Source organism: Nocardia arseniciresistens (assembly GCF_046764875.1).
In the GTDB taxonomy this organism is placed as follows: domain Bacteria; phylum Actinomycetota; class Actinomycetes; order Mycobacteriales; family Mycobacteriaceae; genus Nocardia; species Nocardia arseniciresistens.
The window spans coordinates 150,528-164,754 of sequence record NZ_JBKORD010000019.1 but is presented as its reverse complement, the minus strand read 5'-3'; the positions used below and the strand labels follow the sequence as shown (position 1 = coordinate 164,754).

Sequence of the window (14,227 nt, the reverse complement as noted above, 5' to 3'; positions counted from 1 at the left end):
TATGAACGTGAAGAAGATCCTCGGCGCAGCGGCGGGCGTACTCGGAGTCGCATGGGTGGTGCGCGCGGTCTGGGATATCCCGTCCGCGATCGGCGCCTCGATGTCGGCCATCCAGCCCTACGCCTCCGGTGCGGCCAGCTACCGCGATCGCCAGTTCCACAACACCGAAGCGAGCAGTCAGATCATCGCGGGTTCGGCGCTTTCGCTGCTGTACTCCGCGCTGACCCGGCGTAACGCCGGTCAGCCTCGCGGGGTGATCCCGCTGGAGACCCCCGAGGTGCCCGCGGAGGCGGCCGATATCGCGGTCACCTGGTACGGGCACGCCTCCGCGCTCGTCGAGGTGGACGGCTACCGGATTCTCACCGATCCCGTATGGAGCGAACGGGTTTCGCCGTCGTCCATGGTCGGCCCCACACGAATGCATCCGGTACCGACACCGCTGTCGGAGCTGCCACCGGTGGACGCGGTGATCATCTCGCACGACCACTACGACCATCTGGACAAGGCGACAGTCCGAGAGCTCGTCCTCAGCCAGGCGGCACCGTTCCTGGTGCCGATCGGCATCGGCGCGCACCTGCGCCACTGGGGTGTCCCCGAGCATCGCATCATCGAATTGGATTGGGGCGGTTCGATTTCCCTCGCCGCCCTCGGTCGTGAGCGCGACGGCACCGATCTGGTGATCACCTGTACCGAGGCGCGGCATTTCTCCGGCCGTGGTCTCGTGCGCAACACCACGCTCTGGGCCTCCTGGTCGATCGTCGGACCGACCCGCAGGGCGTACTTCGGCGGAGATACCGGCTACACCAAGGCATTCGCCGAGGCCGGTGCCGCGCTCGGTCCGTTCGATCTGACGCTGCTGCCGATCGGCGCGTATGACGATCGGTGGCCGGATGTGCATATGAACCCGGAGGAAGCGGTGCGCGCGCACGGCGATCTGTGCGTCGGCGACCCCGGCCACGGCATGCTCGTTCCCATCCACTGGGCGACCTTCAATCTTGCCTTCCACGGATGGTCGGAGCCGGTGCGCAGGATGGTCGAGGCGGCACGGGCGGCCGGCACTGCGATCGCGGTGCCGATGCCGGGGCAGCGGGTAGATCCCGATGGCCGCCCCGCACGGGATTCGTGGTGGGAAGATATCGGTTGAACACCTCGGTTAGGCAACAGAAAGGAACGGTGGCATGAGTCTCGTGGACACCCTGAAGGGCCTGGTCGGCAAGGGCAAGGACGCGGCGGCCAAGAACGCCGACAAGATCAACGACGCGGTCGACAAAACCGGTGACTTCATCGACAACAAGACCAAGGGCAAGTACACGGACAAGATCGAGAAGGGCAAGGAGGCCGCCAAGAAGGTGGTCCCGCCGGAGCAGCCGGGAAAGCCCGGCCCGCAGGCCTGATGTGCGGCGGGGGCCTGTTGTTGTCGGTCCCCGCCATTAAAATTCGTCCATGGCGACCCGCCGCAAGTTCGGTGACAGCTCGGGCCTACCGAGCATCGAGGTTGAGCTGAGCAACCTCGACAAAGTGCTGTACCCGGCAACCGGGACCACCAAAGGCGAGGTCATCGCCTACTACGCGGCGATCGCACCGGCCATGCTGCCACACATCGAGGGCCGCCCCGTCACTCGGAAGCGCTGGCCCAACGGGGTCGACGAGCCATCATTCTTCGAGAAAAACCTTGCCGCACACGCTCCATCGTGGCTGGAGCGGCACGCCATCGAACATTCCGAACGCAACGTGGTGTATCCGGTGATCGATTCGGAGGCGGGCCTGGCCTGGCTCGGGCAGCAGGCGGCGCTGGAAGTCCATGTGCCGCAATGGCGTTTCGACGGTGACGAGGTCGGCCCCGCGACCCGACTGGTCTTCGACCTCGACCCAGGACCCGGCGCCGGGCTCGACGAGTGCGCCAGGGTCGCGCTCGCGGTCCGCGATATGGTCGAGGGCATCGGGCTGCACGCATTCCCGGTGACCAGTGGTAGCAAGGGAATTCACATCTATGTGCCGCTGGACCGCGAGTTGAGTTCCGGTGGCGCGTCGACGGTGGCCAAGCAGGTGGCCACGAATCTCGAACAGCTGCACCCGGATCTGGTGACCGCGACCATGGCCAAAGCGGTGCGCACCGGCAAGGTCTTTCTGGACTGGAGCCAGAACAACCCATCGAAGACCACCGTCGCGCCCTACTCGATGCGCGGCAGGACCCACCCCAATGCGGCCGCACCGCGAAGCTGGGCAGAGATCGAGAATCGAAAGAAACTGCGGCACTTGCGTTTCGATGAAGTTCTCGCGCGCTGGCGGGACGACGGTGACTTACTTGCCGAGCTCGACGTGACTGTTGACAGGTCGCTCCAGACAACACACCCGAGCACCGACGCGCTCACGAAGTACCGGTCCATGCGCGACCCAGCACGTACGCCGGAGCCGGTGCCCGCCGAGGTGGCGGGCGCGGGCACCGGTGACCGGTTCGTCGTTCAGGAGCATCATGCGCGGCGGCTGCATTGGGATGTGCGGCTCGAACGCGACGGGGTGCTGGTGTCGTGGGCCGTGCCGAAGGGGCCACCTACCTCGACGCAGCACAACCGCCTCGCCGTGCACACCGAGGACCATCCGCTGGAATACCTGGACTTCCACGGCGCGATCCCGAAGGGCCAGTACGGCGCGGGGGAAATGACGATCTGGGATTCCGGCACCTACGAGACCGAGAAATGGCGCGACGACGAGGTGATCGTCGCATTCCACGGCAGCAAGCTACAGGGGCGATACGCCCTTATCCAGACCAACGGCAATCAGTGGCTGATGCATCTGATGCGAGAGCAGTCACCTCGGGCCCAGGACGGCGGGTCCAACCATGGCACTGTCGACGACGGAGCGCGGTCGACCGCCGCCGCGGTGCCACAGCGGTCGAGCGGGGCCGCACCGTTTCCACGCGGTCTCGAGCCGATGCTGGCAACCCAGGGTGAGGTCGCCGACCTCGACGCCGCCGAGTGGTGTTTCGAGACCAAATGGGACGGCTTCCGGCTGATCGCCGAAATCGACTCCGGCACACTCACTTTGCACAGTCGAGCGGGCAATGTGGTGACGAACCGGTACCCGGGGATTGCCGCGCTGGCCACGGACCTGGCGGGCCACAGCGTGGTACTCGATGGTGAAGCCGTGGTGTTCGACGATCACGGAGTCGCCAATCTCGGACTGCTGCGGGCCGACGCGGCGCGGGCCGTCTTCGTCGCCTTCGACGTGCTGTATCTCGACGGCACTTCCCTTGTCCGCAAACGCTATTCGGATCGCCGTCGGGTACTGGAGGCACTCGCGGCGAACGCGCCCTCGATGCTGGTCCCGCCGCGGCTGGACGGTCCCGGCGCCGACGCGCTGCGCTACAGCCAGGAGCAGGGGCTGGAGGGCGTGATCGCCAAGCGGAAGGACTCCGTGTACCTACCGGGAAAGCGCGGGCACTCCTGGGTGAAGGAGCGCAATTGGCGCACCCAGCGGGTGGTGATCGGCGGCTGGCGGCGCAGCGAGGCAAGGGATTTCAAATCGCTGCTGGTCGGTATCCCGCACGAGGACAGGTTGTACTACGTGGGCCGGGTCGGCACCGGCTTCAACGAATCCGACATGAAGCGACTCGCGGCCCGTCTGTCCGAGCTGGAACGCAAGACCAGCCCCTTCGACAACGAACTGACCGCCGAGGAGCGCAAGGAAGCGGTCTGGGTGAGTCCGAAACTCACAGGCACCGTGCGGTTCATGAACTGGACCGAGACCGGCCGACTCTGGCACCCGGCCTGGTTGGGCCTGTCGGACCGACCCGGTGGAGCACCGTCATGTCCGTGAAATTCGCATAGCGCTGGGTACGGTTGATCCGCTGTATCGGCTCGACACTGTGTCGGCTCGCGAAGGAGGAGTACCTGTGGATTTCAAGAACCTGGCGAACAAGGCGATGGACCTGGCCCAGAAGAACGCGGACAAGGTGGATACGGTCATCGACAAGGCGGGCGACCTGGTCGATGAGAAGACCGGCGGCAAGTTCGTCGGGCAGGTCGACAGCGCACAGGATGCCGCCAAGAAGGCGGTGCGCAAAGACGGGTGATCGGGCCGGGCGGTCGTCGACCGGGAAGCTCCCCGGTCGACGACTACCTGACTACTGCGCGCCCGCCAACAGCGTTATGAGCGACGCGGTATCGGTGACCATGGCGTGGCCCTGGAACTCGAAGTCGTCGTAGGCCCGCGTCATCGCGTCCTTGTCGCGACCGCCGCAGGCATCGCTGACGACAATCGGCACGAAACCGAGATCGGTCGAATGGGTGACCGTCGGTGCGATGCCGATTTCCAGCGCGACCCCGACGATCGCGTAGGCGCCGATACCGAGATCGCGCAGCACGGCGGCGAGTGGTGTGCCCTCGAACGCCGACATCGACGTTTTGTCGAACACCACCTCGTCCGCGGTCGGACGGAGCTCGGGAACCAGCTCGAAGGCCGGAGTATCGCGCTGCAGGATGAACTTCAGGTCGTCGACCGAATCCGCCTGCTGCCAGGTCATAGCCATCCGCAGCGCGAAGGTTCCACTCAGCCTGCGTGGCAGGAAGAAGTGCCGCAGGAAGATCACGGGATACCCGCCCCTGCGCGCCGCCTCGACCACCCGCGCGACCCGCTCGATGATCTCCTTGCTGTCCGGTAGTTGGCTCAGCACACCGACCTGCATGTCGTAGACGATGACGGCCATGCGGTGCGGCGCACACACATCGGCGAGTCCTTCGGGAATGTCCAGTCCATTGCCGTGTCGCATGGTCGGCTCAACTCCATCCTCGATACACCGATCACCATCCGGGCCCGGCCCTGGCGGCGATTCGGTCGCGCTTGCTATTCGATTGTGCGGACAGCACTTTCGACCAACTGTAAACAGAGAAGGCCAGGACACCTGCGGCGGTGGGTCTGCCCTGTGGTGACCGTTGCAGGGCCTGCTATTCGGCAGTACCGTTGGTGCCCCCGGGGCCGGACGGGGTCGGAGCCGACGCGTATCCGGCCACCATTGCGTCGCGCCGCGTGGAACACTGGAGGCCCCGGATGAAACTCCTTAAAGGAAGGTCGGGTACTACCGGACCGGCAACGCTGCTTGCTGCCATCGCGGTCGTGGTGCTGGCCTCGATGACGTTGTCTCCCACCGCGCGAGCCGAAGTGCCCCGACCGGACAACGATCCGTTCTACGCGGCGCCGGCCGACCTCGCCGTCTATCCGGACGGTGCGATCACGCGATCGCGGCAGATCGCGCTCTACGGCCTACCCCTTCCGGTTTCGGCGTGGCAGGTCCAGTACCGGACCAACGACGCCAGCGACCGGCCGGTGCCCGGAATGGCCAGCGTGATGGTGCCGAACCTGCCGTGGTTCGGGCCCGGGGAGCGGCCGCTGCTGTCCTATCAGGTCGCCGAGGACAGCCTCGGAACCCGTTGCGCGCCGTCCTACGCTCTGCGCGGCGGATGGGAGATCGGCGGCATCAATACTTGGATCGACACCCCCTTCATGGCCGAGGCGCTGCGCCGCGGCTGGGCGGTGGTGACCACCGACTACGAGGGCCCACAGTCCCGATTCCTGGACGGGGTGAACTCGGGACGCGGCGTCCTCGACGGCATCCGAGCCGCCCGCGCCCTCGCCCCCGGCGGCCTCGGGCCCACAAGTCCCATTGGGGCATGGGGCTATTCGGGTGGTGCGTACGCCACCCTATGGGCCGCGCAGATGCAACCCGACTACGCGCCCGACGTCCGGCTCGCCGGAATCACCGCGGGCGGCGTCCCCTCGAACTGGCCCGCCATCGCCCAGGGTGCAGACGGCACCACCCAAGCTGGTCTCGCGATGCTGGTCCTGCTCGCGGTCGCGAAGAACAACCCGAACGCCGGAATCGTGGAGATGCTCAACGACCGCGGTCGTACAGCGCTGGCCGAGGACTCGGCCGCGTGCGGTTGGGATCTGGTCGTGAAGTACAGCAACGCCCGCGTCGAGGACTACACCACCGAACCAAGCCTGTTCTCCCACCCGAACTTCCGAGCAGCTACCGCCCCCGAGGAGCTGGGCGCCAGCGCACCTTCGGTCCCGATGTACCTCTACCACAGCACAACCGACGAAGTAGTCCCCGTCGCAGGCTTCACCGACCTACTCGGCCGATACTGCACCCAGGGCGCCGACATCACCTCCGTGCATTCCCTGCTGCCGAGCCACAACCCGACTGCCATCGGCGAGGCGGCCGGTGCGATGAACTATCTCGCCGACCGATTCGCCGGTGTACCGGTGGTCCCCGGCTGCCATCCCGGTTAGCCGGTGCGGTTCGAACACACTGCCGCGGGGCGTCGGACTAGTCCAAACCGACGGTGAAGGTCGCGGGGTCGGGGCCGAGGCGGGCGCCCTTGTCGAGGTCGTTGATCGCGTCCATTTGCTCGGGGGTGAGTTCGAAGGCGAAGACGTCGAAGTTCGCGGCGATGCGGGCCGGGGTGACGGACTTCGGGATGACGATGGTGCCGCGTTGCAGGTGCCAGCGGATGATGACCTGCGCGGAGGAGCGGCCGACCTCGTCGGCGATGGAGACAATGGTGTGGTCGTCGAGGAGGGTGCCTTGGCCGAGCGGGCTCCATGCCTCGGTGGCGATGGCGTTGTTGTCGTGGAAGGCGCGCAGCTCGCTCTGGGTGAGGCGTGGGTGCAGTTCGATCTGGTTGACCACCGGAATTTCGCCGGTCTCGCTGATGAGACGCTCCAGGTCGGGAATGGTGAAGTTCGATACGCCGATCGAACGGATGCGGCCCTGCGCCTTCAATGCCTGGAAGGCGCGGAAGGTGTCGACGAAGCGGTCGGCCTTGGCGGCGGGCCAGTGGATCAGGTAAAGATCCAGGTAATCCAGCCCGAGCCGCTCCATGCTCGCGTCGAAGGCGCGCAGCGTGGAGTCGTAACCCTGCTCGGCGTTCCACAGCTTCGTGGTCACATAGACCTCGTCGCGCGGCAGGCCGAACTCACGGATGGCGCGGCCGGTGCCCTCCTCGTTGCCGTAGATGGCGGCGGTGTCGATGCTGCGGTAGCCGACCTCCAACGCTGCGGTGACCACCGGGGCGACGTCATCGGGTGGCACTTGGAACACTCCGAAGCCGAGCTGCGGGATCACGTTGCCGTCGTTCAGCACGATCGAAGGGGTGGCGCTGGTCTCGCTTCTGAAGGTCACCTCTCGAAGGTAGAAGTGCTGCCGCGAGTCGTCAACGACTCCACGCAGCGTGTTGACTCACAATTCGCTGGTCGGGCCGGGATTTACACCCGACAATTCGGGTTCGATCGCGGCCTCAATTCCCAGGTAGGCCGAGCCTGCGGTAGCGGAGGTGGCGCGATTCGCGAAGCTCCGCGAGCGGTCGGGCCGATAGGTCGGTGAGCTCTTCGGCGATGGCGGCGACCATCCGGCGCGCGAAGTCGACGGGCTCGTCGGCGGCGTCGGGCAGTTCCGGCACGATGCGATCCACGATGCCGTCCGCGCACAAGTCGGCGGCGCGGATTCGTTGCGAACCGGCCAGCTCCGGCGCGTGCTCGGTATCGCGGTAGACGATCGCGCTCGCACCCTCCGGCGGCAACGGCGCCAGCCAGCCGTGCGTCGCGGCGAGGACTCGGTCGGCGGGCAGTAGCGCCAACGCGCCGCCGCCGGTGCCCTGACCGAGCAGCACCGAGATGGTCGGCGTGTCCAAGGTCACCAAATCGGCTATGCAGCGGGCGATCTCGGGAGCCAGCCCACGCTCCTCCGCCTCCTTGGACAACGCCGCGCCGACGGTGTCGATCACCAGGACCAGCGGCAGCCCCAACTCCTGAGCGAGCGCCATGCTGCGCCTGGCCTCGCGCAGTGCGGCGGGTCCCATGGTGTGCTCGCCCTGCTGGCCGGAGCGGTCATGCCCGAACACCACGCACGGCCTGCCCCGGAACCTGGCCAGCGCGTGCACGATGGTGCGATCGGATTCACCCTGACCGGTACCGCTGAGCGGAACCCGTTGTGTCACATGGCGCAACAGATCGCGCAGGCCGGGGCGTCCGGTGCGGCGTGAGATGGTCACCGACTCCCACGCCGAGACTTCGGCCGCTCGCTCCGGCACAGCTGCGTGATCAGCGGCGGCTGCGTCTTCCACAGCAGCACCGTCGCCGCCGAACGGCGCGGCCGAACCCGATTCCACCGCAACGGGATCCGGTACGCCACTCAGTACACTCAAGGCGCGGTGGGCAATTCGGCGGAAGACCGAAACCGGCACTACCCCGTCGATGACACCACTGCGGTACAGGTTCTCCGCGGTTTGCACACCCTCGGGAAAGTCCTTGCCGTACAACGCTTTGTAGACCCGGGGGCCGAGAAATCCGATCAACGCTCCGGGTTCGGCGAAAGTCATGTGCCCCAGCGAACCCCAGGAGGCGAACACCCCGCCCATGGTCGGATCGCGCAGATATACCAAATAGGGATGGCCCGCGGTTTTGTGTGTGGCGACTGCCCCCGCGATCTTCACCATCTGCACGAAAGCGACAGTGCCCTCCTGCATCCGGGTGCCCCCGGAGGTCGGCGAGGCCACCAACGGCAGGCCGGCCTCGGTGGCGCGTTCGACCGCAGAGACGATCCGTTCGGCGGCGGCGACTCCGATCGAGCCAGCCAAAAACCCGAACTCACAGGCGATTACGGCCACCCTGCGACCACGCAACAGTCCCTCGCCGGTGAGCACCGACTCATCGGTGCCCGCCGCCAGCGCCGCCTTGCGCAGATCCTCGTCATACTGCTGGGTGGCGGCCACCACGACGGGTGACCGGTCCCAGCTGACAAACGAGTCGGGGTCGAGTAATTGCCCGAGCAGTTCGCGCGCCGAAATCCTCACCGAGGCAGAATAACTACCCGGTCATGATTCGACGCGCGCCGCGCGAGCAACTCAGTAACCCTGCATCACCTTGCGCAGGGCGTACTCGGTCAGCGAAACCAACGCGTGCTTGGCAGGCTCACGCCGCCGTGCGTCGATCGACAGGATCGGTACATCCGCAGGCACCGCGAGTGCCTGGCGGATGTCCTCGATCGGGTAGCGCGGTGCGTCGTCGAATTCGTTGAGCGCCACCAAGAACGGTAGGTTGCGCGCTTCGAAGTAGTCGACGGCCGCGAAGCTGTCTTCCAGTCTGCGGGTGTCGACGAGCACCACGGCACCGATGGCGCCGCGGATCAGGTCGTCCCACATGAACCAGAATCGGTACTGGCCCGGCGTACCGAACAGGTAAAGCACCAGGTCGTCGGCAAGGCTGATCCGGCCGAAGTCCATGGCCACCGTAGTGGTGGACTTCATCGGAACGCCCGTCAGGTTGTCGATTCCGGTACTGGCATTGGTCACCAATGCTTCGGTGCGCAGCGGAACGATCTCCGAGACAGCACCGACCATCGTGGTCTTGCCGACACCGAAACCACCCGCGACGACGATTTTCGCCGAAGTCGGCTTGCTGGTACGGGTGTCGACCTGCGCCGTCGAATCAAATACGCCGGAGTCCACTGAGAACCCTTTCGATCAGCTCGCGACGTTCATCGTCGCTGGAATCGTCTTTCAAAGTCGCCGAGACTCGGACATGCCCGGCCTCTATAAGGTCGGCCACCAGCACCCTGGCCACCCCGATCGGGATGCCCAACCGCGCTGCTACCTCGGCGACGGACGGCGATTCTCTGCACAACTCCACGATGGACGTTTCGATGTTGGTCAGTTCGAACTGCCGCTCGAGGGCGACCGGGTGCGATGCCACGAGAGCTTCCAACGCCAGCTCGACTGCGGGCCTGGTTCGGCCCGCAGTCAGCGAGTACGGGCGTACGAGGCTGGGCTCGGAGCTACCCACGCGGTGATCGTCTATGTCCATCCCACCATCAGGAACCCATCGTGACGCGTGGTGTGGCCTGAACTGTCTGCCCCACACGCTCGACCAACAAGGCCATTTCGTATCCCACCTGGCCGATATCGCAGGAAGTGTTGGTCAGCACCGCGAGGTAGGAGCCGTCGCCGACTGCCATGAGTAGCAGGTAGCCGTGCTCCATCTCGACCACCGACTGCAAAACGGTGCCGCCCTCGAATAGGTTCGAGACGCCGACCGAGAGGCTGGCAAGCCCGGCGGTAACGGCCGAGAGCTGTTCGGCGCGGTCGACGGGCAGCTGGGCACTCGCGGCCATGAGTAGGCCGTCAGCCGAGACCAGGACGGCATGAGCTACGCCAGGAACCTCGTTGGCGAAGTTCGAAACCAGCCAATCCAGCTGACGATTCGTACCACCTAGATCGGGGTTCATCGGTCTCCTTTATCTCCGGTTAGGTTCGTTGCCTTCAATGCGCGGCCATCCCGGACGCCTTGCTGGTGACGACTCAAGCTGGTCCTGATCGTTTCTGGATCGCGACGGGCCGCCCGATCCGCGGCGCCATTGACGGCGCCGGGGACCAGCCTTCCGCCCGGATTGCGTTGGGGCAACCCGGCGGCGGTCTTTGTTTCGGCTTGCGCCTCGCTCGCTCGCTGTGCCGCCTGCCATCCCTCGTCTCCCGGTGATTCGAAGGAAGCGGCCACCTGGGACCGATCCGGGTTCGGATCCGTCAGCCACGCCGACATCATTTCGGCGAAGATCGGGCTGTCCATGGGCGAGTTGGTTTCGGCCGCTGGCTGCAGCCTGGTCTGGAAGAACGACGCCGCCTTGGCGGGATCAGCCTTGAAGCTGTGCCGACCGGGGTCACGGCCCGCCAGCGGTGCACCGGGATCGGTGAGCGCGGGCTGTTCGCCGCTCGGCGGGGACTGCGGGGTGCCCCGCTGCGGCAGACCGAGTCCGGACGCCGATTCACGCTGCGGCAGCGCGCTGCCCGCATCGCGCTGCGGCAGACCGGGCGGCACCTGCGAGCCGGGCTGGCGTTGCGGCAGACCGCTCAGCGCATCACGCTGCGGCAGATTCGTTGCCGCGGGCTGACGCTGTGGCAGACCACCCACACCGGGATCACGCTGCGGCAAACCACCGGTGTTCGGGTCACGCTGCGACAGATCACTCGGCGAGGAATCCCGTTGCGGTAGACCGTTGGAACCGGGTTCACGCTGCGGAAGACCGTTCGGGCCGGACGGTCGCTGCGGCAGACCACCCGGGGCGGGCTCGCGCGGCGGCACACCGATAGAACCTGAATCACGCTGCGGCAAACCACCCGAACCGGGTTCACGCGGCGGTACACCACTCAGACCCGACTGACGCTGTGGCAGACCACCGGCACCCGGCTCACGCTGCGGGAGACCACCGGTGCTCGAGTCACGCTGCGGCAAACCACCAATGCCCGAATCACGCTGCGGCAAACCACCCGTATTCGAGTCACGCTGCGGCAACCCACCGATCCCCGAATCACGCTGCGGCAAACCACCCGTGCTCGAGTCACGCTGCGGCAACCCACCGATCCCCGAATCACGCTGCGGCAAACCACCCGTGCTCGAGTCACGCTGCGGCAACCCACCGATCCCCGAATCACGCTGCGGCAAACCACCCGTATTCGAGTCACGCTGCGGCAACCCACCAATGCCCGAATCACGCTGCGGCAACCCGCCAGAACCAGGTTCACGTGGTGGCACACCGCTCACACCCGACTGACGCTGTGGCAGACCACCGGCACCCGGCTCACGCTGCGGCGGACCGCCCGTGCCCGAGTCGCGTTGCGGCAGACCGTTGGAACCGGGCTGACGCTTCGGCAAACCACCTGCGGCGTTCGGCGATGGCGCGGCATTGGCGCCCGGCTGACGCAACGGCAGCTCGCCGGAGTTCGGATCGCGCGGCGGCAGACCCGTCACGGTCTGCTCGGCGCCACCGAGCTGACGAGGCGGCGGACTACCGGGGCTCAGGTTGCGCTTGGGCAGGTTCGCGGCGGCGAGCTTGCCGCGCTGCGGGCCCGTCGGCGGTTGCCCTTGCTGGCCTGGCGCGGGGCGTAGGGAAGCACCACCCTGCGCCGAGTTCGGGCCGGTCCCAGCGGGGATCGACGTTCCCGGCGACCGCTGTGGCAAGCCACCACCGGCCGGAGCCGGTGCCGACGGCGCGGGGGCCGGGCTGCTCACCGGAATCGGGCCGCTCACACCGGGATCGACGGTGACCATCACGTTGCCACCGGGAGTCCTGGTGATCCCCCGCATCTGCATCGCTGACGGAGTCTGCCGCTGTCCCGGACCGGCCGACACCTGGGGCGCGGCCTGCGTCGGCAAGGCGGACTTCTGTCCCTGTCCGATGACGATGAGTCCGACGGGAACATGCACGATCACGGTGACGCCCGGGTCACGCGCGGTGTCGAAGGTCGGCCGCAATCGCACGGTGAGTCCGTGCCGCTCGGCCAACCTGCCGACCACGAAAAGACCCATGTGCCTTGCGGTATCGGGGCCCGGCTCGGCGGTCTGCTCCAGCCTGCGGTTGATATCGGCCATCTCCGACGGCGGCATACCGATACCTCGGTCGGCCACCTCGATGAGCATGCCCTGGTCGTGGGCCTGCGCGAAGGTGAACTTCACGTCGGTCTCCGGCGGCGAGGCGCGCAGTGCGTTGTCGAGCAGCTCGGCGAACAGGTGCGCCATATCGGAGGCGGCGGGCTCGATCAGCGAACCGCGCGGCGTCGCACCGAGCTTGACGCGTTCGTAGTCCTCGACCTCGGAGATCGCGGCACGAAGCACGTCGGCGATCTCGACGGGAGCGGACTTGGCGCGGCGTTGTTTGGTACCGGCCAGAATCAGCAGGTTGTCGCCGTTACGACGCATACGGGCGGCGAGATGGTCCAGCCGGAACAGGTTCTCCAGCAGTCGTGGATCCTTCTCGTCGTACTCCATCGCCTCGATCAGCGTGAGCTGATGGTCGACCAGGGACTTGGATCGGCGGGCCAGCGTCTCGAACATGTCGTTGACCTGAGAACGCATCTGCGCCTGATCGCTGGCCAGACGCAGTGCCTGACCATGGATATCGTCGACGGCGCGGGCAAGCTGGCCGATCTCCTCGGTGCTGCGCACCGGCATCGGCTCCAGCGGCACGTCCTCGGGGGAAGCACCATTTCGCAGCTGAGCGACTTCGTGCGGCAGATCACTCTCGGCCACCCGCAGCGCAGCGAGACGCAGCCGGTGCAGCGGCACGATCATCGAGCGCGCGACGAACACCGCGAGCACCAGCGCGGCGAGGATGGTGGCGATGACGACCGCGGTGTAAGTCCACGCGTCGGCATTTGCCGTCGACACCAGCGAATTCATCGCAGCGTCGATGTCCTTGGTCGCCTTGCCGACGATGCGCTCATAGACATCCAGGCTGGCGGAGAGCGAATTCTTCACGTCGCTGATCGGGATCTGACCGGCCTGTGCCTGCGGGCTGCTCAGCAGACCGATCCGGGTGTCGATGCCTACTCGAACGTCAGCGATCGAGGTATCACCGTCGGGGAATCGGTGCGCGAGCACGTTGAGCAGCGAGCGCTCGGTGTTCGCCGCCGTGAGGAAGCTCTGCACGCCGGCCTGCGGGTTGCGCAGGATTTCGGGGAACGCGGCGACCTCACCGACGAGCGTGGCGCGGGTATTGAGCGAGTCGACCAGACGTAGCTTCGCCAGATCGATGGCAGGGTCGCTGACCTGGCCGACCGTGGACTCGACGATGTGCACGCTGTCGTTGCGGACCCGGTCGATAATCGCGATGATCTCGGGACCCGACTGGGTCGTGGCGACCTTGCCTTGCGCACGAACGGCTTTGGCCTGGGTGAGCATGCTGTCCAGTGACGCGCGGGCACCGGGGACGGCGCTCAGCTTGCTGCTGGCAGCTTCGGCATTGCCGATCGCGGCGTCGAGGTCGGCGAGGTTCTTGTCCGACACGATCGACGGCGCACCAGGAAACAGAGCGACCATCTGCGAGCTGGCCGTCGTCGCCGTCTGCGCACTGAGCGCAGTTACCGCCGGGATGGCACCGATGTTTTCGGCAGCACTGGCGAGCCGGTTCGCTTCAGCGAACTCGGAAGCAATCCTGGACACGCCGAGGCCGACCGCGACTGCAAGCGGCACAGCTAAAACAGCCGTAACCTTCCAGCGCAGGTCCCAGTTGCCGAGCGCCCAGCGCTTTCTGCCGGACCTAGCGGCGTCACGCATCTCCCACTCACTTTCCAAACTGGCCCCAACCACGTGCCATCAGCGAACCTCCACAATCGCATGCTGGCTCGACGGGCAGAGCTGGCCGAGGAACTGCGGCTGGCCGAGAAATCGCGTCTACGACTGC

At 66.5% G+C, this 14,227-nt stretch carries 12 protein-coding genes; 5 read left to right on the top strand and 7 right to left on the bottom strand.

Translation table 11 applies throughout. The features are described 5' to 3' along the window. Position 1: 1 nt before the first annotated feature. The 4 genes from ACLMAJ_RS31225 to ACLMAJ_RS31210 all read left to right on the top strand — a co-directional run bounded on the left by ACLMAJ_RS31225 (position 2) and on the right by ACLMAJ_RS31210 (position 4,072). Positions 2–1,144 (top strand): MBL fold metallo-hydrolase, encoded by a 1,143-nt coding sequence (locus tag ACLMAJ_RS31225; RefSeq protein WP_412017446.1) that lies wholly within the window; start codon positions 2–4, stop codon positions 1,142–1,144. 34 nt (positions 1,145–1,178) lie between these two features. Further along, a complete protein-coding gene (locus ACLMAJ_RS31220; RefSeq protein ID WP_412017445.1) occupies positions 1,179–1,394 on the top strand; it encodes an antitoxin in 216 nt (71 codons plus the stop codon). A 49-nt stretch (positions 1,395–1,443) separates the two neighbouring features. Beyond that, the gene (locus ACLMAJ_RS31215) at positions 1,444–3,816 is read left to right on the top strand and encodes an ATP-dependent DNA ligase (RefSeq protein WP_412017444.1); all 2,373 of its coding nucleotides are present in this window, start codon (positions 1,444–1,446) and stop codon (positions 3,814–3,816) included. A 76-nt stretch (positions 3,817–3,892) separates the two neighbouring features. Beyond that, positions 3,893–4,072, top strand: coding sequence for an antitoxin (locus tag ACLMAJ_RS31210; RefSeq protein ID WP_412017443.1), 180 nt, complete (start codon positions 3,893–3,895; stop codon positions 4,070–4,072). Positions 4,073–4,123: 51 nt separating this feature from the next. Here the strand turns inward: ACLMAJ_RS31210 and ACLMAJ_RS31205 are convergent, their stop codons facing one another. After that, positions 4,124–4,768: a cysteine hydrolase family protein gene (locus ACLMAJ_RS31205; RefSeq protein ID WP_412017442.1), complete on the bottom strand. Its 645-nt coding sequence runs from the start codon at positions 4,766–4,768 to the stop codon at positions 4,124–4,126. Between the two features lie 278 nt (positions 4,769–5,046). Here ACLMAJ_RS31205 and ACLMAJ_RS31200 point away from each other — a divergent pair, with 278 nt between their 5' ends. Beyond that, positions 5,047–6,288: a lipase family protein gene (locus ACLMAJ_RS31200; RefSeq protein WP_412017441.1), complete on the top strand. Its 1,242-nt coding sequence runs from the start codon at positions 5,047–5,049 to the stop codon at positions 6,286–6,288. A gap of 37 nt (positions 6,289–6,325) precedes the next feature. Here ACLMAJ_RS31200 and ACLMAJ_RS31195 read toward each other — a convergent pair whose 3' ends face one another. The 6 genes from ACLMAJ_RS31195 to ACLMAJ_RS31170 form a co-directional block, all read right to left on the bottom strand. Beyond that, positions 6,326–7,180: an aldo/keto reductase gene (locus tag ACLMAJ_RS31195; RefSeq protein ID WP_412017440.1), complete on the bottom strand. Its 855-nt coding sequence runs from the start codon at positions 7,178–7,180 to the stop codon at positions 6,326–6,328. Positions 7,181–7,295: 115 nt separating this feature from the next. Further along, positions 7,296–8,849 carry a carboxyl transferase domain-containing protein gene (locus tag ACLMAJ_RS31190; protein WP_412017439.1) on the bottom strand — a complete coding sequence of 518 codons (1,554 nt, stop codon included), beginning with the start codon at positions 8,847–8,849 and terminating at the stop codon, positions 7,296–7,298. Positions 8,850–8,900: 51 nt separating this feature from the next. Further along, positions 8,901–9,503 (bottom strand): GTP-binding protein, encoded by a 603-nt coding sequence (locus ACLMAJ_RS31185; RefSeq protein ID WP_412017438.1) that lies wholly within the window; start codon positions 9,501–9,503, stop codon positions 8,901–8,903. Next, on the bottom strand, positions 9,484–9,858 hold the full coding sequence (locus ACLMAJ_RS31180; RefSeq protein WP_412017437.1) for a DUF742 domain-containing protein: 375 nt from the start codon (positions 9,856–9,858) through the stop codon (positions 9,484–9,486). The genes ACLMAJ_RS31185 and ACLMAJ_RS31180 overlap by 20 nt, the downstream gene beginning before the upstream one ends. A gap of 7 nt (positions 9,859–9,865) precedes the next feature. Then, the gene (locus ACLMAJ_RS31175; protein WP_011207200.1) at positions 9,866–10,279 is read right to left on the bottom strand and encodes a roadblock/LC7 domain-containing protein; all 414 of its coding nucleotides are present in this window, start codon (positions 10,277–10,279) and stop codon (positions 9,866–9,868) included. Then, positions 10,276–14,100: a HAMP domain-containing sensor histidine kinase gene (locus tag ACLMAJ_RS31170; protein ID WP_412017436.1), complete on the bottom strand. Its 3,825-nt coding sequence runs from the start codon at positions 14,098–14,100 to the stop codon at positions 10,276–10,278. The genes ACLMAJ_RS31175 and ACLMAJ_RS31170 overlap by 4 nt, the downstream gene beginning before the upstream one ends. Positions 14,101–14,227 lie beyond the last annotated feature (127 nt).

What these genes read in the sequence shown, in the direction of transcription:
- ACLMAJ_RS31225 (WP_412017446.1), top strand. Translation starts at nt 2, where the DNA reads ATGAACGTGAAGAAGATCCTCGGCGCAGCGGCGGGCGTACTCGGAGTC.
- ACLMAJ_RS31205 (WP_412017442.1), bottom strand. Translation starts at nt 4,768, where the DNA reads ATGCGACACGGCAATGGACTGGACATTCCCGAAGGACTCGCCGATGTG.
- ACLMAJ_RS31215 (WP_412017444.1), top strand. Translation starts at nt 1,444, where the DNA reads ATGGCGACCCGCCGCAAGTTCGGTGACAGCTCGGGCCTACCGAGCATC.
- ACLMAJ_RS31200 (WP_412017441.1), top strand. Translation starts at nt 5,047, where the DNA reads ATGAAACTCCTTAAAGGAAGGTCGGGTACTACCGGACCGGCAACGCTG.
- ACLMAJ_RS31170 (WP_412017436.1), bottom strand. Translation starts at nt 14,100, where the DNA reads ATGCGTGACGCCGCTAGGTCCGGCAGAAAGCGCTGGGCGCTCGGCAAC.
- ACLMAJ_RS31180 (WP_412017437.1), bottom strand. Translation starts at nt 9,858, where the DNA reads ATGGACATAGACGATCACCGCGTGGGTAGCTCCGAGCCCAGCCTCGTA.
- ACLMAJ_RS31175 (WP_011207200.1), bottom strand. Translation starts at nt 10,279, where the DNA reads ATGAACCCCGATCTAGGTGGTACGAATCGTCAGCTGGATTGGCTGGTT.
- ACLMAJ_RS31220 (WP_412017445.1), top strand. Translation starts at nt 1,179, where the DNA reads ATGAGTCTCGTGGACACCCTGAAGGGCCTGGTCGGCAAGGGCAAGGAC.